The 18,744-nt window shown below is 70.8% G+C and carries 17 protein-coding genes; 11 read left to right on the top strand and 6 right to left on the bottom strand.

Features of this window, described 5'->3' with window-relative positions; genetic code table 11:
- Positions 1 to 21: 21 nt before the first annotated feature.
- Positions 22 to 1,716 carry a GTPase gene (locus STVA_RS18625; protein WP_123693299.1) on the top strand — a complete coding sequence of 565 codons (1,695 nt, stop codon included), beginning with the start codon at positions 22 to 24 and terminating at the stop codon, positions 1,714 to 1,716.
- 22 nt (positions 1,717 to 1,738) lie between these two features.
- Here STVA_RS18625 and STVA_RS18620 read toward each other — a convergent pair whose 3' ends face one another.
- The 4 genes from STVA_RS18620 to STVA_RS18605 are packed head-to-tail and all read right to left on the bottom strand — an operon-like array spanning position 1,739 to position 6,497.
- Positions 1,739 to 2,959, bottom strand: coding sequence for an MFS transporter (locus STVA_RS18620; protein ID WP_123693300.1), 1,221 nt, complete (start codon positions 2,957 to 2,959; stop codon positions 1,739 to 1,741).
- Between the two features lie 58 nt (positions 2,960 to 3,017).
- Positions 3,018 to 4,523, bottom strand: a complete 1,506-nt coding sequence (locus tag STVA_RS18615) for a M81 family metallopeptidase (protein WP_123693302.1) — start codon at positions 4,521 to 4,523, stop codon at positions 3,018 to 3,020.
- Between the two features lie 49 nt (positions 4,524 to 4,572).
- The gene (locus tag STVA_RS27715) at positions 4,573 to 5,214 is read right to left on the bottom strand and encodes a GDYXXLXY domain-containing protein (RefSeq protein ID WP_170216625.1); all 642 of its coding nucleotides are present in this window, start codon (positions 5,212 to 5,214) and stop codon (positions 4,573 to 4,575) included.
- On the bottom strand, positions 5,211 to 6,497 hold the full coding sequence (locus STVA_RS18605; protein ID WP_170216626.1) for a DUF2157 domain-containing protein: 1,287 nt from the start codon (positions 6,495 to 6,497) through the stop codon (positions 5,211 to 5,213). The genes STVA_RS27715 and STVA_RS18605 overlap by 4 nt, the downstream gene beginning before the upstream one ends.
- Positions 6,498 to 6,632: 135 nt before the next feature.
- On the opposite strand from STVA_RS18605, the gene STVA_RS18600 reads away from it, so the two are divergent.
- The 8 genes from STVA_RS18600 (at position 6,633) to STVA_RS18570 (ending at position 16,098) form a co-directional block, all read left to right on the top strand.
- Positions 6,633 to 7,670, top strand: a complete 1,038-nt coding sequence (locus STVA_RS18600) for an amidohydrolase family protein (RefSeq protein WP_123693306.1) — start codon at positions 6,633 to 6,635, stop codon at positions 7,668 to 7,670.
- 243 nt (positions 7,671 to 7,913) lie between these two features.
- Positions 7,914 to 8,120: a hypothetical protein gene (locus STVA_RS27710; RefSeq protein ID WP_170216627.1), complete on the top strand. Its 207-nt coding sequence runs from the start codon at positions 7,914 to 7,916 to the stop codon at positions 8,118 to 8,120.
- Entirely contained in the window at positions 8,117 to 9,100 is a 984-nt protein-coding gene (locus STVA_RS18595) for a magnesium transporter CorA family protein (protein ID WP_170216628.1), read from the top strand. The genes STVA_RS27710 and STVA_RS18595 overlap by 4 nt, the downstream gene beginning before the upstream one ends.
- Positions 9,101 to 9,250: 150 nt before the next feature.
- Positions 9,251 to 10,591, top strand: a complete 1,341-nt coding sequence (locus tag STVA_RS18590) for a metallophosphoesterase family protein (RefSeq protein WP_123693310.1) — start codon at positions 9,251 to 9,253, stop codon at positions 10,589 to 10,591.
- A 12-nt stretch (positions 10,592 to 10,603) separates the two neighbouring features.
- The gene (locus tag STVA_RS18585; RefSeq protein ID WP_123693312.1) at positions 10,604 to 11,395 is read left to right on the top strand and encodes a hypothetical protein; all 792 of its coding nucleotides are present in this window, start codon (positions 10,604 to 10,606) and stop codon (positions 11,393 to 11,395) included.
- 5 nt (positions 11,396 to 11,400) lie between these two features.
- Positions 11,401 to 12,978, top strand: coding sequence for a GMC oxidoreductase (locus STVA_RS18580; RefSeq protein WP_197735672.1), 1,578 nt, complete (start codon positions 11,401 to 11,403; stop codon positions 12,976 to 12,978).
- 7 nt (positions 12,979 to 12,985) lie between these two features.
- The gene (locus tag STVA_RS18575; protein WP_123693316.1) at positions 12,986 to 14,680 is read left to right on the top strand and encodes a hypothetical protein; all 1,695 of its coding nucleotides are present in this window, start codon (positions 12,986 to 12,988) and stop codon (positions 14,678 to 14,680) included.
- Positions 14,677 to 16,098: a hypothetical protein gene (locus tag STVA_RS18570; RefSeq protein ID WP_123693318.1), complete on the top strand. Its 1,422-nt coding sequence runs from the start codon at positions 14,677 to 14,679 to the stop codon at positions 16,096 to 16,098. The genes STVA_RS18575 and STVA_RS18570 overlap by 4 nt, the downstream gene beginning before the upstream one ends.
- Positions 16,099 to 16,119: 21 nt before the next feature.
- On the opposite strand, the gene STVA_RS18565 is transcribed toward STVA_RS18570, so the two are convergent.
- Together STVA_RS18565 and STVA_RS18560 are read right to left on the bottom strand one after the other, a co-directional pair.
- Positions 16,120 to 16,350 carry a NepR family anti-sigma factor gene (locus tag STVA_RS18565; RefSeq protein WP_123693320.1) on the bottom strand — a complete coding sequence of 77 codons (231 nt, stop codon included), beginning with the start codon at positions 16,348 to 16,350 and terminating at the stop codon, positions 16,120 to 16,122.
- A gap of 107 nt (positions 16,351 to 16,457) precedes the next feature.
- Positions 16,458 to 17,246 carry a DUF4394 domain-containing protein gene (locus STVA_RS18560; RefSeq protein ID WP_123693322.1) on the bottom strand — a complete coding sequence of 263 codons (789 nt, stop codon included), beginning with the start codon at positions 17,244 to 17,246 and terminating at the stop codon, positions 16,458 to 16,460.
- Between the two features lie 143 nt (positions 17,247 to 17,389).
- Between STVA_RS18560 and STVA_RS18555 the strand changes: the two genes are divergently transcribed.
- Positions 17,390 to 17,983: a sigma-70 family RNA polymerase sigma factor gene (locus tag STVA_RS18555; protein WP_123693324.1), complete on the top strand. Its 594-nt coding sequence runs from the start codon at positions 17,390 to 17,392 to the stop codon at positions 17,981 to 17,983.
- On the top strand, positions 17,980 to 18,678 hold the full coding sequence (locus tag STVA_RS18550) for an anti-sigma factor (protein WP_197735671.1): 699 nt from the start codon (positions 17,980 to 17,982) through the stop codon (positions 18,676 to 18,678). Before STVA_RS18555 ends, STVA_RS18550 begins: the two co-directional genes overlap by 4 nt.
- Positions 18,679 to 18,744 lie beyond the last annotated feature (66 nt).

The following is an 18,744-nucleotide window of genomic DNA, read 5'->3' as shown; positions in this document are numbered from 1 at the left end:
GTTGGACGACAGGATAAGGCCATGGACGCGACGCTGGCAGACGATATCGATCGTGCGACCTGGGATGGCGACACGACGGCGCTCTTCGCCTTCTGCGCCGATGCCGACCTGCGGCCGCTGGCCCAGCTTCTCCAATGGGTCGAGCCGGCGGCGTTCGCCGACAACCCGCGGGTGGCGGCCAGTCCGGCGCGGCCGAGCCGCTGGCCCGACGTGCTGGCCGAGGCGATCGACCAGTTGGCGACCCGCACGCTCCAGGGGCTGGGACGGCATGTGGGGCTGGGGGGCGAGTATGGCTATCCCGAAGCCTTGGCCGACACTGCCCGCCGCCTGAAGGTTCCGGGTGGGGACCGGGTGTTGCTGGAGCAGGCGATCCTCGCCCGTTTCGGGCTGGGCGAGGGGGTGGCGGCGGCCGAGCCCCTGCCGGCGGAGGTGGTCGCCCTGGGCGACCTAGCCACGGCGGTCTTCCGCGTCGCCTGCCTGCGCGCGGCCAGCCGGGCGCGCCTGGGATTCCAACCTTTCCGGTCGGCGGCGATGGAGGCGGCCGAGACGGCGGCGGCCGCGGCTGCCAGCGCCGCCGTCGAGACCGAGCAGGCGCGGTTCCGCGGCCGGCGCTTCCGCGGCTGGGACGACCTGATCGACCGGCTGGCCGGCCGCAGCGAACGGCTGGCTTTTGCCCGGCTGGCACCCTGCAACATCCTGGTCTGCGGCAAGTCCGGCGTCGGCAAGAGCACGCTGGTCAACGCCGTCTTCGGCCGCGACCTGGCCCGCACCGGCGTCGGCCGGCCGGTCACCGACCACGCCGCGTGGCATGAGGAGGAGGGGTTCCCCGTCCGCCTGCTGGATACAAGGGGCCTGCAGCCGGGCGACTATGCCGGCAGCCGGGCCGCACTCGCCGCCGCCGTCGGGGCGGCCCGCGCGGAGGTGGCTGCCGACCGCCAGCTCCACCTGGCCTGGCTCTGCATCGACAACGGAGCCGGTCGCGTGGAGGAGGCGGACGTGGCCCTGGCGGCGATGCTGGCCGAGCATGGGGTGCCGGTCGTCTGCGTCCTGACCAAGGGGTGGGAGGATCGCGGCATGGAGGCGCAGGCGGCGCGCACGCTGCCGGTGCCGCCGGTGCGCGAGATCGTGCGGGTGGTGGCCGCGCCCAAGAGCTTCCGCGGCGGTGCCACCCAGGCCGCCCGCGGCCTGGAACGGCTGGTGGAGGCGAGCGAGACCCTGCTGCCCGACGGCCATCGCAGCGCCTTTGCCGCCGCCCAGTCGGTCGCGATCGAGCCCAAGGTGCGGGCAGCCCGCCGCGTCATCGACGGGGCGACGGCCTCGGCCGCGGCCCTGGCCGCCACGCCCATCCCCTTTGTCGGCTGGCTGTCGCTGACGCCGATCATGATCGGCATGGTGGCCGGCATCTCGCGCGTCGTCGGCGTCGAGGCATCGGGCGAGCGGATTGCGGCCATCGGCGTATCGGTGGTGGGCGGGCTTGCCACCGCCTTCACCGCGCGGACGGCGGCTGCCTTCGCCGCCTCGCTGCTGAAGGTGATCCCCGGCGTCGGCACCCTGGCCGGCGGGGTGATCACGGCGGGCATCGCCGGCACCCTTACCAAGGCGCTGGGCGAGGCCTATCTCGACTACCTCGTCGCCCACATCCGCGAGCACGGGCAATGGCCGACGCTGGACGAGATCGCCGTCTTCCTGAAGGACCGCTGGCTGCGCTTCGGCTGACCGCCCGGCTTCGGTGGTCCGCTCAGGCGGCGGCGAGCCGCGGCGGCCGGCGTTGCAGCAGCCACAGCGCGATCGCGACATTGACCAGGTTCCAGATGGTGCCGTTGATGAAGGCCGCCTGGTACGAGCCCGTGACGTCGTAGATCACGCCCGACATCCAGCCGCCCAGCGCCATGCCGATGATGGTCGACATCAGCACCACGCCGACCCGCGTGCCGGCCTCGCGGGCGGGCATGTATTCGCGCACGATGATGGCGTAGCTCGGCACGATGCCGCCCTGGGACAGGCCGAACAGGGCCGAGACGACGTAGAGCGAGGTCAGCCCGTCGAACGGCAGGTAGAAGATCAGCGTCAAGCCCTGGAGGGTCGATCCCAGCAGCAGCGTGCGCACCCCGCCGATGCGGTCGGAGATCCAGCCCGAGGCCAACCGGCTGATGATGCCGAAACCCAGCATCAGCGACAGCATCTCGGCCCCGCGGGCGACGCCGTAGCCGAGGTCGCCGCAATAGGCGACGATGTGTACCTGCGGCATCGACATGGCGAGGCAGCAGGTGATGCCGGCAAAGGCCAGCAGCAGTTGCAGCCGATTGGGCGACATGGCGCCGGCCCCGCTGGAATCCGTCGCGGCCGGCTGGGCGCGCTGCTGCGGTGCCGGGCGGCGCAGGCACAGCGCCAGCGGCACCATCAGCGTCACGCAGACAAGGCCGACCACCATGTAGGCGCCGCGCCAGCCCATGTCCTCGACCATCGCCTGGATGACCGACGGCCAGATCGTGCCGGCCAGGTAGTTGCCGCTGGCGCAGATGCCGACCGCGATGCCGCGCCGCCGGGTGAACCAGTATGAGATGTCGGCGATCAGCGGCCCGAACACGGCCGAGGACCCGAACAGGCCGATCAGCACCCCGTGGCACAGGGCGAACTGCCACAGCGAGGTGGAGTAGGCCGAGCCGACATAGCCGGCCGCGATCGCGACCGCGCCCAGCAGGACCGGCGGCACGATGCCGAGACGGTCGGCCAGGCGGCCCATCAGGATGCCGCCGAAGGCAAAGCCCAGCATGGTCGCGGTATAGGGGATGGAGGCGGTGCCGCGATCGACGCCGAACTCCGCCTGTACCGACGGCAGGACGACGACGACCGACCAGAAGCCGACGCCGCCGACCGCGCCCAGCAGCACCGACACGCCGAGCCGCAGCCAGGCATAGGAGGACTCCACCCCGCTGTCGGGGCGCCGGCCTGCATTCATCGTCGTCTCCTCCCCCGGTTGCCGGGGTACTCGGCTTCTTGGTCGTTCAGTTGGTCGTTCAGCCTGTCGGGAAGGCCGCGTCGGCATCGATCGGATAGATCGGGCGGCGCAGGCGGGCAAAGCGGAACAGCGCGTAGTCCGAACTGGCCACGCCCTCGCCGTCGCACTCCACCACCCCGCGCGCGATCGGCACGAAGGTCGGCTTGTACTGGATGCGCGATTTCAGGATCAGGAAACGCTTGGCCGCCGGCTCGATGCCGAGTGAGCGGAAGACGCCGAGATCATAGGGCTCGATCCGCCGGCTGGTGATGACGAGGCTGAGCCCGCCGGCATCGAAGCGCACGGATGGCCCCATGTTCACCAGCGTGCCGGTGAAGACGGGGCCGGTGACGGTCAGCATGCCGTCGCTGATGGCACCGACCGTGCCGGTGAGCCGCATGGGTGCCGGCTGGCGCGCCAGCGTCGGGCAGTCCAGCTTGCCGCCGATGTCGAGCGTGACGGTGGCGCCGATTCCGGCCGCGCGCAGGATCTCGACCGCCTCGGGGTCGCAGATCGGGGCGACGGCGATGTCGTCCAGCCCCTGGCGGACTGCCTCGGCGACCACGCTCATGGAATCGAGCGTGCCGCCGGAATTGCAGTTGTCGGCATGGTCGATCAGCAGCACCGGCCCGGCGGTACCTGGGGCCTCGGCCAGCGCCCGGGCCTCGGCCACCTGGTCGGCCAGCGATCGCGGGTGGTGGACCAGGCCATCGCGTACCGCCCAGGCGGCCGCCAGCAGCCGGTCGCGCACCGCCCCGGCCGCCGCCGGGTCGCCATCGGCCACCACCAGCACCGACAGGCCGGCCTCGCGCGTGTCGGCCAGCGGGAAGCCGGCGAAGAGCGTGACGGCCAGGATGCCGGGCTCGTCCTCGGCCGCCTTGGCCAGGGCCAGCAGGCTGCGCATCGGTTCGTCGTTGCTGTCCTGCTTCAGGGTGTGGGGCAGCATCGGCGCGTTGCCCCACGCCATCACCGGCCGCACCCGCCCGGCCAGGGCGTCGAGCAGCAGGCGCGACGTGCGTTCGCCCGTCTCGTACATGTCGATGTGGGGATAGGTGCGATAGCCGACGGCAACGGTGGCGTTGTCGATCATGTCGGCGGTCAGGTTGGTGTGGAAGTCGAGCGACAGGCCGATCGGCAGGTCCGGGGCCATCGCGCGGATACGGGCCAGCAGCCGGCCCTCGCCGTCGTCGGCCTGCTCGGCGATCATGGCGCCATGCAGGTCGAGCAGGACGGCATCGCAGCCCCCGGCGATGGCGTCCAGGATCGCTTGGCAGATCGTGTCGTAGGCGGCCGCGTCGACCGGCGCGCTCGGGCTGCAACGGGCGGCCACTGGGGTGACGACGGTGGCGCCGGCCGCCTCCGCCAGGCGGATCATGGCCGCCATCGGCATGCCCGTCTTCTCGAAGGCGGTGCGCGCGGCTTGGCCGAAATAGGGGCCGCTACCGATGCCGAAGCGGTCGAGCGTGGTGGGCACGGGCGAGAAGCTGTTGGTCTCGTGGCTGAACGCCGCGACGACGATCTTCATGGCAGGGCCTTGGCAGGGGACGGGGGCAGGAAGGGCGGAAGAAGGGGCGTCAGTACAGGGGTTCGCTATAGAGCATCTTGCCGTCGACGAGCAGGCGCTTGATGGCGGCCTCGCCGCCGCCGGAAACGGCGGCCACGACCTCGAGCCGGCTCTTCTCGGTCATCTCGATGGCGCGGCCCTGGCCTTCCGGTACGAAATAGCTCTCGATGCCGTAGTCGACGCCGACGATGGTGCAGCCGGGCAGGTTGGCGCAGGCCTCGCGGTCGCCGGGCAGGCGGGCGTGGGTGCCGGAATAGCCGACCTGGCCGCGCACGACGACGCTCGGTGCGGCCGCTTCGGGCCGGCGGCGGTGGGCGGCGGTGGCGATCGCCCGGCCGTCTGCGCCCGGGCGCAGCGTCACATAGATCGCCTCGCCGCGGCGGAAGCCCTTGTCGCCCGTGAGCCGGTCCAGCCGCAACTCGCTGATGTCGTAGGTCAGGATGACATAGTCGCCGCGGAAGAGATCGCGCGGGTCGACCGGCACCAGGTTGAGGCGGACCTCGGCCCCGTCGCGCAGGATGAGCGCGCGCTGCACGATCATCACCGCCAGGAACCCGCCCAGCAGCAGGAAGCAGAGCGCGTAGCGCAGGCCGGCCGGCAGCCGGGCGGCCAGCCGGTCGAGCGACAGGATTTCGGCGGTGCGCGCCATCATGGCCGGGCCTTGGGTGCGGCGGTGGCGCCGATCAGCCGGCGCGCGCCCCAGCCGAAGGCGAGCAGCACGAAGCCGGCGGCGAAGAAGAACAGCGACTGGTCCAGCAGCGAGCCGATCGTGCGGTGCATCAGCCACAGGACGATGACGCCGAAGGCCGTATAGCCCGCGGCCGTGATCGGCCGGCTGGCGGCGAACAGGCCGGCCCCGACCAGCCCCACGGCGCTGGCCAGCCCCAGCACGGGCGCCACCAGCGCCGACAGGACCGGCATCGTCCACATCACGGGGATGATCGCCAGCCCCGGCAGCATGGCCGCGGCCAACAGGCCGGCCGCCCGCCGGTCGCGGGCAATGGCGACATGCAGGATCGGCAGGACCGCACCCGCCAGCAGCACGATGCCGGCAATGCCGGCCAGCCCCTGGCGCTCGAGCGACTGCGCCTCGCCCGCCACCACATGCAGCAGGCAGAGCAGGCCGGCGAAGAACCAGATCGACCAGTGCGCCAGGGTCAGCCCGAAGGCGGGCGACAGCAGGGCGGTGGCAAAGCCGATGGCGGCGAAGCTGGACGCGAGCCCCATGGCAAGGGCTGCCCGCGACCATTCCCCGTCGCCCGAAACCTCGTGCAGCGGCATGGTCAGCATCCAGGTGCCGAGATGGCCGGCGAGGAGCAGGACGACCGCATGGCGCGACAGGGCGCCGGGGCGCGACGCCCCCAGCCAGGCGGCGATCAGGAACAGGGGCCAGAAGGCGAGGTGGCTGGCGGCCTCGTGCTCGGCCATGCGGCCGAAGGTCCAAGCGCCGAGCGCGGCGCAGGCGACCACCAGCGCGCCGCGCGACCGCCCGAGGAACGCGGCGACCAGGGCGCCCAGCCCGACCACGAGGCTGCCGCCCGGCCAGTCCGCCGGCAGGTGGTAGATCTGCCCGATGAGGGCGACGCCGCCGCCGAAGACCAGCGTCGCCAGGGTGGTCGCGCTGTCGGCGATGTTGCGCAAGTGGGCCCGCGCCAGGACCCAGGCGCCGCCCAGCGTGCCGGCCAGCAGCAGGTAGACCAGCCCCACCTTGCCCAGGCGCGGCACGCCGTCCCAGTTGGCGGCGACAAAGGCGAAAAGGCCGGCCGCGATCAGGAGCGCGCCCAGCGAGCCCAGCACGCCGGGCAGTCGCGTGCGGCCGGCGCCGGCCTCGACATGGCGGCGGATCGCGGCCGCCCCGTCGTCGGTCACCCAGCCGTTGGCGGTCCAGGTCTCCAGGTCGTCGTCGATGCGGCGCAGGTAGTAGCGATCGAACACGGGCGGTGGTGACCTGACTCTGTCTGGGCCGCCATCATAGGCTGTGCCGGGACGGCGCGACAGGCCGCTTCGCGCCTTGAACCCGGATGGCCGGGCGTGCGGTACTGTCGGCCAATCACCAAGAAGGAATGCCAGATGGAAACGGCCAGGCCCGCCACCCAGTACGGGCGGATCACCGTCCCGGACGCCGACTGGCTGGCCCGCCAGCCGGCCGAGCCGATCCTGGAGCCCGATCTGCCGATCGTCGATGCCCACCATCACCTGTGGCACAAGCCGGACTACCCCTATTTCCTGCCGGAACTGCTGGCCGACCTGAACACCGGCCACAACGTGGTGGCGACCGTCTTCATCGAATGCCGGGCGATGTATCGCGCCGCCGGCCCGGTCGAGATGCGGCCGGTGGGCGAGACGGAGTTCGTGGCCGGCATCGCCGCCCAGAGCGCCAGCGGCATGTATGGCCCCACGCGCGTGGCGGCCGGCATCGTCGGGTTCGCCGACCTGACGCTGGGCGACGCCGTCGAGCCGGTGCTGGAAGCCCATATCCGCGCCGGCGGCGGGCGCTTCTGCGGCGTTCGCCACCAGGCCTCCCACGATGCCGACCCGATCATCGGCAGCGGCTGCCCCGAGCCGCACCTGCTGCGCCGGCCCGACTTCCGCCGTGGGCTGGAGCGGCTGACGGCGCTGGGGCTGGCCTATGACCTGTGGGTCTTCCACCCCCAACTGGCCGACGCCCTCGACCTGGCGGAATCGATGCCCGACGCCAACCTGGTGCTGGGCCATTGCGGCGGCCCGCTCGGCTATGGGCCGTATGCCGGCCGGCGCGACGCGATCTTCACCGAGTGGAAGACGGGCATGACCGCACTCGCCCGCTGCCCCAACGTGTCGGTAAAGCTGGGCGGCATGATGATGCGGCTGGCCGCCTACGACTATGGCGCGCGGCCCGCACCGCCCGATTCGGCCGAGCTGGCGCGGCTCTGGGGGCCCTACATCGAGACCTGCATCGAGCTGTTCGGCGCCGACCGCTGTCTGTTCGAAAGCAACTTCCCGGTCGAGAAGATGGGCATCGGCTATGCCGCCCTGTGGAATGCCTTCAAGCGCATCGCCGCAGGCGCCTCGGACAGCGAGAAGCGGGCCCTTTTCGCCGGCACGGCGGAGCGGGTCTACGCCCTCTGACAGCCGGCGATGTTGCAGTGCGATGAAGGTGCCGGAATCGGCTTGACGAAGGCCGCCGGAAGGGACAATTCAGGGGTGTCGCCGCACCCGCAATGCGGGCCGGCGACACCACAGGAACAGGAAGCCATGCCCACCGACCCATACAGTCGATCGGGCGTGCCGTCCCCGGCGTTCCAGGGCGTGCCGATCGGCTGATCGGTCTCTCCCGGGCGCTGCAGACGGCCGCCCGCAGGAGATACGCCCATGAACCGTTCGATCCTTCGGGGCCGCGTGCGCGCGCCCGGCCGTGCCCCGTCCGCCCCCAGGCCGTCCGCCCGTCGCCCCTCCGACGTCGGGATGGTCCTCGCCATCTGCATCGGTACCGTCTTCGTTCCCGTCATCGGCCTCTGCGCGGCCGCCATCGCCATGCCCGATCCGGCGCCGCCGGCCGCCGTGGCGGCCGTCCGGTGATCACCTTCCACGGCCGGGTCGGGGGCCGCGCCTGCAAGCTGCCCCCCGATGCCAGCCCGGCGGCGGCCGACGTCCAGTGGATCGACCTGCGCGATCCCACGCGCGAGGAGGAGCAGGCGGTCGAGCGCCTGCTCGGCCTCCAGGTGCCGACGCGCCAGGAGATGACCGAAATCGAGGAATCGGCGCGTCTCTATCGCGAGGGCGGGGCCATCGTCATGACCGCGGTCGTGGTCAATGGCGTCGCCCAGGACCGGCCGGAGCGGTCGGAGGTCACGTTCCTGCTGACCGCCGACCATCTGGTCACCGTGCGCTACGCCGACCCGATGCCGTTCCGCACCTTCGACACCCGGCTGGCCCGCCACCCGGAGCAGAACCAGAGCGCGCCCGCGATCCTGGTGTCCCTGGTGGAGAGCTTCGTCGAGCGCATCGCCGACGTGCTGGAATCCGTGGCGAGCGGCCTGCGCGGCTGTTCCAGCGCCATCTTCTACGACGAGGAGGCCGAGCCCGCCCGGCCGGCCAAGCCGCGCACCGACCTGCCCACGCTGATCCGCCAGCTTGGCCGCAAGAACCAGCTTCTCGCCATCCTGCGCGAAAGCCTGCTGAGCTTCGGGCGCATCCTGCCGTTCCTGCGCCAGGGGGCGGACGGCTGGCTGAAGGGCGGCCTGTCGGCGCGGATCAAGGCGATCGCCCGCGACCTGGCCTCGCTGGCGACATACGAGACCCAGCTCGAGCAGCAGATCAGCTTCCTGCACGAGGCGACGCTGGGCCTCATCAACCTGGAGCAGAACACCATCATCAAGGTGTTCTCGGTCGCCGCCGTGCTGTTCCTGCCGCCGACGTTGGTCGGCACCATCTACGGCATGAACTTCGAGTTCATGCCGGAGCTGAAATGGGCCTTCGGCTACCCCTTCGCGCTCGGCACGATGGTGGTGTCGGCGATCGTTCCCTACTACTGGTTCAAGCGCCGGGGCTGGCTCTAGAAGAAGAACATCCAGTCATAATGGAGAAGTAGTCCCGGCTGATATCCCCCAGACTGACCGCAATATTGCTCGGTCGCCGATGGCTTCGATGCAAGGCTGCATCGGCGGTTCGGGCATCCTGGTCGAATTGCGGTCATGGGAGGGGTTGGGGTGTATCTCCTGGTTCCCCGCGAGGCTGCCGCAGACCAGCTCACCCTGTGGCTGGCGGCCGTCGACGAGCCGGGGCCGGAAGATGGCCTGAGGCTGGCCGCGGGTTCTCCCGGCACGCAGGAGCCGACGCCCTGGGAGGCCTGGCCGGGTGACGGCACCCCGGTGCGCGTGCGGCACCGCGAGATCCGGGTCACCGGCCTGGCGCCCCGCCAATCCTGCGCCTTCGCGCTCGAAGCCGACGGCACCGTGGTGGCGAACGCCGACATGTCCACCTTGCCGGCGGAGCTGCCGACGCTGGGCGACAAGCCCTTCACGGTCCTGCTCGGCTCGTGCTTCTCCCATCTCCAGGATCAGGAGCTGCGCGTCGGCCGCACCTTCCTGCGCATGCCCCATGCGGCTCGCCCCGACGTGAAGCTGATGGCGGGCGACCAAGTCTATCTCGACAGCCCCTGGTACCGCTTCTTCGCCTCGTTCAGCCGCGACGAGCTCCGCCAGGCGTTCCTCGGCCAGTACAAGGAGAGCTGGGGCCAGGTGAACGGCTTCGCGCGGCTCCTGCGGTCGGGCGCCAACTACTTCTCGTCCGACGACCACGAGTTCTGGAACAACGCGCCGAACTTCGTCGCCTTCGCCCGCAACACCTGGACGGCGTCCGGCCGCCGGGAATGGTGGGACGTCGCCCGCGCGCTCTACCGCACCTTCCAGACGCCCCGGCCGATCGCCCGCTTCGACGTGCCGCCGGTCTCCTTCCTGGTCGCCGACACCCGCGTCGACCGCGACGGCGACCGCGGCAACTTCATGACGCCGGCCAGCCTGGCGGCGGTGCAGGAATGGGTCGGGGGCCTGCGCGGGCCGGGCGTGCTGGTCGTCGGCCAGCCGCTGCTTCAGACCACGACCGGCTTCCTCAAGGGCACCTTCGGCGACTGGAACCTGCCGGACTTCGAGCAGTATGCCGAACTGTCGCGGATCGTCGCCGCCTCGGAACACCACCTCGTCGTGCTGACGGGGGACGTTCATTTCGGCCGCATCGCGCGCACTTCGCTGCGCTCCGGCAAGGAACTGGTCGAGATCATTTCCTCGCCCCTGTCGCTGGTCGATCGCAAGGCCGAGGGGGAATGGCTGGCGGCGCCCAAGCGCTTCCCGGCCTCGCCGGTCGGCGGCATGACCCGGGGCGAAGTCGCGACCGAGGCCGGGTTTGCCCCGACCGGCGGCCATTTCCTGACGCTCGAATTCACCCGCCTGGGCGCCGGCGCGAACCTGCGCCTGCGCTACTGGCCGGTGCTCGACCAGACCGCGGTGACGCCCGACTTCGGCCGGACGATCTGGGAGCACAAGCTTGTCTAGGAGGACCCGACCATGGCCCTGATCAGTCGGTCGCCCAGCACCCGGCCCAATGCCCGGCTGGTCGAGAAGAAGCCGCAGAAGGCCGAGGGAAACCGCGCCTGGCTGAAGCGCCTGGGCGCCCCGGGCGGTGTCGTGCTGGAAGACAACGGCATCATCCTGCTGGGCGGCAGCTCGCTGACCGACTTTCGCATCCGCGTCGCCCAGTCGGTGGTGCGCGGCGACCTCTTCCCCAGCTTCTGGTCCCATTGCGGCATCCTGCTGGGGGACGGGCTGTTCGCGGCCGTCCCGCTCGGCCCCGGGCACGCGGCGGTGGACGGGGGCCGGGACGAGGTGTCCACGGTCCCGCGCAGCAACGGCGTGCAGATGAGCCGGCTCGACGATTTCGACGATCCCCGGCGCTTCCCCAACGTCGCGGTCATCCGCTTCGCGCGCCGGCATCCGGGCGTGCGCGACCATATCGCACGGCTGAAGGGGGACCGCGGCGTCATCGACCTGCCGGCGATGATCCTGCCCTGGCTCGGCCATGTCTGGGGTGTCGGCGGGGCCGCCAACCCGCTGCTGGACGGCATCGGCCTGCCGGCGGCGGCCTTCGTGGAGACGGTCTTCTCCATGGCCGGCTTCGAGCTGACGCCCGGCCTGTCATCCACCTCGAGCTGCCCGGAGGCGATCTGGCAGTCGGCCAAATGGTGGACGGAATTCTACGAGGGCCTCTCGGGCGACGCCATCGCCGGCGCGCCGTACGAGGCGATGTGCCCGGAAGGCTTCTTCGCCATCCGCCAGCCGGCCGCGGCCATCCTGGAGTGATGGCCATGGCGGACGATTGCGACACGGTGGTGATCGGCAGCGGCTTCGGCGGCGCGGTCGCGGCCTGCCGGCTGACCCAGCGCGGCGACAAGGTCGTCGTCCTGGAACGCGGCCGCCGCTGGCAGACCGATGCCTTCCCGCGCGGGCCGGGCGACGACTGGATCTACGACATCAACCGGCCGGAGCGCGCCAACGGCTGGATCGACATGCGGGTCTTTCCCGACATCGCGGTTGTCCAGGGGGCGGGCGTGGGCGGCGGGTCGCTGATCTATGCCAATGTCTTCGTGCCGGCCCAGGCGGCGGCCTTCGCCGACGGCTGGCCGCCCGAGATCACGCTGGCTGAGTTGCAGCCGCACTACGCCACGACGGGTGCCATGCTGGACGTGGCAGAGCTGCCCGATGGCCAGTTGACCGGCCGCCATCGCCTGATGCGCGATGCCGCGGCGGCCACCGGCAATGCCGACCGGCTGCGCAAGCTGCCGCTGGCCGTGCGCTTCGATCCGGCCTGGTCCTACGACCTGCCGGACCCGCACGCGCACCATCACAGCAGCCCGTTCGTCAACCGGCATGGCAAGGCCCAGGGCACCTGCGTCCACTGCGGCGACTGCGACCTGGGCTGCCCGGTCGGCGCGCGCAACACGCTCGACCTCAACTATCTGGCCGTGGCCGAGGCCGGTGGTGCGGATATCCGGCCCTTGCACATGGTGGTCGGGATCGAGCCGGAAGGCCGGCGCTACCGGGTCTATTTCGACCGTGTCGACCAGGGCAGGCGCGCGCGCGACAGCATCGTGGCGGGCCGGGTGGTGCTGGCCGCCGGGTCGCTCAACAGCACCGAACTGCTGCTGCGCTGCCGCGACGTGCTGGGCACGCTGCCCGACCTCAGCCCCCGCCTGGGTCAGGGCTGGTGCGCCAATGGCGACTTCCTGACCCTGGCGACCTATGGCGACCGCTCGGTCGGGCCGACGCGCGGGCCGACCATCACGACCGCGGTCGATTTCCTCGACGGCTCGGACGGCGGCCACCGCTACTTCGTCGAGGATGGCGGGTTTCCCGACGTCGTCTCGAACGCCCTGCGGGAGATGCTGGGTCGCAACACGGTGACCAAGCGATTCTTCCGCCTCTACGAGCGTGCCCTGGGCGCGCTGGCCGGCGGGCGGCCGCTGGATGGCGTGATGCCCTGGTTCGGCCAGGGCGCCGATGCCTCCAACGGCGTGATGCGGATCGAGCGCGACCTGCTCGATCCCGACGGCTGGTCGCTCGACCTGGAATGGGACCCGGCGCCGTCCAGTGGGGTGGTGAACGCCCTGATCGACCGCCACCGGCAGTTCACCCGGGCGACCGGCGGCCGCATCATCGAGCCCCTGATCTGGCGCATCTTCGACTACCTGATCACGCCGCATCCATTGGGCGGCTGCGGCATGGGGACGGACCGGACGACCGGCGTGGTCGACCATGCGGGCGAGGTGTTCGGCTATCCGCGCCTGCACGTCCTGGACGGCTCGATCGTCCCGCGCGCGCTGGGCCTCAATCCGTCACGCACGATCGCGGCACTCGCCGAACGCAACGTCGCCCTGATGCAGTGAGGCCGCCATGCCCGAGAAGCCCGGTTCCGTCGTCGGTGTCGCCTTTACCGAGACCATGCGCGGCTACATGGCGCTTGCCCCGCAGTCGAGCCATGCCATGGCCGAGATCGAAGGCCGGCTGCAGGGGCAGCGCCTGGAATTCACCGTCACGGCCACGTTCCCCGATGTGGGCGCCATGATCGCCGCCTCGGCCGGGATCGGCCGGCTGGACGGCACGGTGACCGCGCCGGCGCTGGGGCCGGCGCCGTTCCAGGTCGAAGGGGGCGTCTTCCATCTGTTCGAGCGCGATCCGGCCCATCCGCAGACCCTGCTGATGCGCTACCGCATGCCGATGCGCGGCAACGGCCGCGACCTGGTGTTGCATGGTCGCAAGACGATCCGCGACGACCTCGGCCTCGACATGTGGAGCGACACGACGACGCTCGACACGGACATCGAGACGCCGTCGGGCGAGTCCGTCGCCCGCGGGATCGTCCATATCTCCGCCCATGATTTCGCCCGCCAGCTCACCACCATGAAGGCGGTCGGCGCGGCCGGACCGACCGAGGCCCTGTGGGCGGTGACGCAGTTCGGGACCTTCTTCGAGGAGCGGCTGCGCCAGGTCTATGGCGGCATATTCGGTCAGTCGGAGGTGTCGCCGGCCTTTCGCCCGACCCGGGCCCTGCGCTGCGGAGCGGGGGAGCGCTTTCCGGTCTGCACGGCCGACGGGGTGGAACTCCGCCTGACCCGCTTCCGCGGCGGCGCCAAGGGGCCGGTGCTGCTGACGCCGGGGTTCGGCACCTCGACGCTGGCCTACCTGGTCGACACCGTCGAGACCAACCTGCCAGAGTTCCTGTTCGAGCGCGGCTACGATGTCTGGCTGCTCGACTATCGCTCGAGCCCGGACTTGCCGTCGGCGGCGACGCAGTTCACCCTCGACGACATCGCACGCCACGACTATCCGGCCGCCGTCGGCTTCATCCGCCAGCACACCGGGGCGGCCGACATCCAGGTGATGGCCCATTGCGTCGGCTCGCTGACGCTGGAGATGGCCCTCGCGCTCGGCCTGACGGGGGTCCGCTCGGCGATCTGTTCGCAGTTGACCCTGCATCCGCGGCCGCCGCTCCTGAACCGCATCAAGAGCGGGCTCTACCTGGCCGACCTGCTGCACGGCGCCAGCGTCGACACCATGTCGACCGACTTTCGCGGCAACTGGTTCGAGGAGGTCTTCGACGCCGTGCTGCGGCTCTATCCCTCGAACTACCAGCGCAGCGCCAGCCCGGTCGTCCGGCGGATTCTCTTCATGTATGGCGACGTGATCAAGCTGGAGAACCTGAACCGGGCCACCTATGAGGCGATACCGGCGATGTTCGGGGTGGCGAACCTCTCCACCTTCGTCCATCTCGGCCGGATCATGCGGACGGGCCACGCGGTGGCGGCCGATGGCGCGGAGGCCTACCTGCCGCATGCCGACCGGCTGGCGCTGCCGATCCTCTTCCTCCACGGCGCCGAGAACGGTCTGTTCCTGCCGGAGGGGAGCGCGGAGACCATGGCCGTCCTGGCCGCGCGCAACGGCGGGCACTGGTACAGCCGCCAGGTCGTGCCGGGCTATGCCCACATGGATTGCTTCATCGGCAAGGACGCGGCGTGCGACGTCTATCCCCTCGTTGCCGCCGAACTCGACCGGCACAACCCCGCCGCCGGGCCGGGGGGCGACCGATGACCGGCGCCGGCCCGCGCCGCCCGGGCCTGGAGGCGCTGCTGCGCTACCCGCTGATGCAGGCGATCAACGAGCGCCGGACGCGGCGCGTCGCGCGCGGCGTGTCGATCCTGGCGGGCGACCTCAGCCACCACAGCACGAACGCGCCCGAGCCGCTGACGCCGCTGGAGGAGGCGGTGCTGATCTGCACGACCGGGCTGACCGGCACGGTGATGCATGACGGGCCGCTGAAGAAGCCGTCGGGCGCGCCCGAGGATCTGGGCTCGATGTTCTCGAACATCCTGGCCCGCTCCGGACCCAGCGCGGACAATTGCCAGGCGACGTCGCTCTTCATGATCAACGACGACGGCATCTTCCTGATCAAGCGGCCGCGCGGCGCAGAGGCCGCCCAACTGCTCGACAGCGTGCCGCGCTCCTGGCTGGAATGGAGCGAGGCGGACTGGCTGCGGGTCGCGGCCGCCGTCAAGGTGAAGGTGCAGGACGGGCGGATCGATTTCCCCCGCGAGTTTCCCTACTACATCGGCTGGAACAAGCAGTTCTCGAACCGTCCGGGCTCGACCATCTTCACGCCCGTCGTCGACTGCACGCGGCAATACATCAACATCCTGCTGATCGTGATGTCGGAGCCCGAGGGCCAGCGGCCGCTCTTCGTCGACGACTGGCAACGCTTCCGCCCAAGAAGCTGGAAGGACTGGAAAGCCTGGGTCGGCCAGTATCTGGGCCTGGGACCGAAGATTCCCTACCAGCCGATCGGCGGCATCGACCGCGCGACGGACGGCTCGGTCAATCCGGACATCCCCATCCCGATCGGCGCCGGCTATGCCATGCGCACCGACTACGAGCTCTATTTCCTGCTCCAGAACCTGATGCTGACCGGGCAGGGGATGGGCCTGGGCGTCTGGGGCCATGGCTCGATCTGGCCGCAGCACATCCTCCAGCGGGTGCCGGAGAAGGGTTGGAACGGGCTGGGTTTCCGGCATGTCGTGCCGCCGCGGCCGAAGGGGCCGATACCGGCCTCGCAGCACAACCCCGTCGGCATCGACGGGATTCTCGAGGGCCTGTGCCCGCCCTACGTTAAGTCGATGGACGAGGCCGTGGACCGGGTGCTGGAGGAGAAATACGGGCCCAACGGCATCTTCACCGACCCGACCCTGCTGGCCAGGGCCTATCGCGACGCGGGCGATGCCGAGACCTATCTGAAGCTGCAGAATCGCCACCCGCCGGAGGCCGTGCGCTACGCCAAGGACATCTGCAACTACATCTACGAGACCTATGGCCGGTTCCCGGCGCATATCGACGCCTTCTACAATCCCGGCTTCTGGGTGCAGTTCCATCATCCGGAGCTGGAATATTACGAGCGCTACTTCGACCCGTACATCTGGCGCAACCAGGCGGCCCAGGACGGGCAGTGGCGCGAATGAGGGCGGGCGGCGCTGGCGCCGTCAGCGGTCCGGCTTGGCGGGCTGGTCGACCAGCTTGTCGATGAATGCCTGGAGGTCGTCCGGCAGCGGCTCGGCCACCACCGCCTCGTAGAGCGACTTCAGACGCGCGTCGATCCAGTCGGTCTGGGGGTGCGTGCGTGCGGTCGCTGCGGCGTCGCCCGTGGCAGCGACTGACGATCCGGCGGGCGCGGCCTGCTCCTGGTCGGTCGGAATGGGGCGATCCTGGTCCATGGCAAAGCCGCTGCGGATAAAGAAGACTTATCCAATTACCACGCCACGCCCTGTGGAAGAAGGGCAGGCGTCGCCCGCCTGGGGCGACGCCTGCCGTGTCGTGCTCGTTACATCGCGGCCTTGGGCAGGATGGCGATGTCGCGCACGGTGCCCTTCACGCCCTTGACGTCGGCCGCCTTGGTCGCCTTGCCGGTGGCAAGGTCGACGCTGTAGAGCGTCTTGCCGGCCATCAGCCAGGCGGAATTGCCACCCTGGCCGTCGGACATGATATCGAAGGATGCCTTGTCGGCCTTCACGCCCAGCATGCCGATCGTGTTGAGGATGCCGTCATTGGGCGGCGCCTGGCGCAGCAGGGCGCCGGTCTTGCCGTCGATGTCGTAGAGGACCGTCTCCTTCGTGCCCTTGACGGAGTTGGAGTAGGCACCCGCCGTCACCATCGGCATCTTGCCCTTGTGCATGTCGGCGTCGGCATACTTCAGGGTGCCGTCCTGGGTCACCTTGCCGTCATCGACATTGGCGCGCAGGCTCATCCCGTCCGAGCCGATCAGGCGCAGCCGGTCGGCGGCGGGGTTGAAGTCGATGGTCGCGTGGACGCCGGGCGGGATCATCATTTCCAGCTTCGACTTCATCGTCGCCTTGCCCGACTTCTGGTCGATCGTGACGACCGTGCCGTCGTCCGTCACGCCGTACAGCATGCCGTCGGCCGGGCGCACGTCGATCCCGGCCAGCCGGCCGGAGATCCCCGACACGGTCATCGTGCGGCTGACCTTCTTGGCCGCCGTGTCGACGATGGCGATCGTCTTGTCGCCGACCAGGGCGGCGACGTTCTGGGCCTGGGCGCCGCCGACCAGGGCGGCCGATGCGAGCAGCGAGAGGGTGAGGGTGCGAAGCGCCATGGGATTCTCCCTGGGGTGAAACGGTTGGGAACCGTCGTCGTCGGTTCCGGCAGCGACTACCGCCCGGCCCCGCCCGTGGATGCAGGGCGGGAGAAAAAATTCCGAAACTGCATCCGGTACCGGCCATCCGGTGTAGGCTGGCCATGGAACTGGCTGTCAGGGAGTGGCGGGTGACCGCGCCGATCGACCGGACCGACCGGCAGGGGGGCAACCTCGCGGCCGCCCTTGGGCGGTGTGCGGCGGGCGACCAGTCGGCCTTGCGGGGAATCTACGATGCCGAGGCGCCGCGCATGCTGGGCGTGGCGCTGCGGCTCGTGCGCCGCCGGGCCGTTGCCGAGGAGGTGGTGCACGACACCTTCCTGCAGGTCTGGCAGCGCGCCGCCAGCTTCGATCCCGCCCGCGGCGAGGCGCGCGCTTGGCTCTATGCGATCCTGCGCAACCGCGCGCTGTCCGTGCTGCGCGGCGAGGGCCGCGTCGACCTGGTCGAGGATTTCGAACCGATGGGCCTCGTCAGCGACGACGAGGGGCCGGAGAATGCCGTGATGCGCCTGTCGGAGGGCGGGCGGCTGCGCCGCTGCCTCGACGGGCTGGAGGCCGGGCGCCGCCATGTCGTGGTGCTGGCCTATGTCCAGGGCCTGAGCCATGGCGAACTGGCCGGCCGGCTGGGCGTGCCGCTCGGCACCGTGAAATCGTGGATCCGCCGCTCGCTGGCCGCGCTCAAGGAGTGCATGGCGTGAGCCCCGAGGAGATGGATCGCCTCGCGGCCGAGCATGTGCTGGGGCTGCTCGAAGGGGCGGAGGTCGAACTGGCCATGCGCCTGGTCGAGCGCGACCGGGATTTCGCCGGCCTGGTGGCGGCGTGGCAGGAACGCTTTGGCGAATTCGACGCGACGACCCCGGCCGAGCCGGTGGCGGACGGGCTGTGGCGGCGCATCGAGCGCGGCCTCCGGGCGCCCCGGCCCGCCGCCCGGCAGTCGCGGTCCGCCGGGCTGTGGGACAGCCTGGCCTTCTGGCGGACGACCGGCATGGCGACGGCGATCGCCACGCTCGTCCTGGCGGTGGCGGCCGGCCTGCTGTGGCAGCAGCGGGTGACGACGCCCGTCTTCGTCGCCGTCCTGGTGACGGATGCCAACCGGCCCGCCGCCGTGGTGAATGCCTTCGCCGACGGTCGCACCGAGCTGATCCCGCTCGACGCCATCGCCGTGCCGCCCGATCGCGCGCTGGAGATCTGGACCCTGTGGGATCGGGCCCGCGGCCCCGTCTCGGTCGGCCTGCTCGACCAGGCGCGCAGCGTCCGCCTGCGGGTGGAGGACCTGCCGCGCACCCGGCCCGACCAGCTCTTCGAGATCACGCTGGAGCCGCGCACGGGCTCGCCCACCGGCCGGCCGACCGGTCCCATCCTGATGAAGGGCAACGCCGCCCGCGCGCTCTGACCGCGGGCCTCTTCCCCCTCGGCGCCGCAGCCCTTATGACGGGGCCGGCCAAGGGAGCCGCCCCCA

Source organism: Stella humosa (assembly GCF_006738645.1).
GTDB classification, from domain to species: domain Bacteria; phylum Pseudomonadota; class Alphaproteobacteria; order ATCC43930; family Allostellaceae; genus Allostella; species Allostella humosa.
The sequence above is the reverse complement of the archived record's forward strand: the minus strand, read 5'-3'. Positions and strand labels throughout refer to the sequence as shown.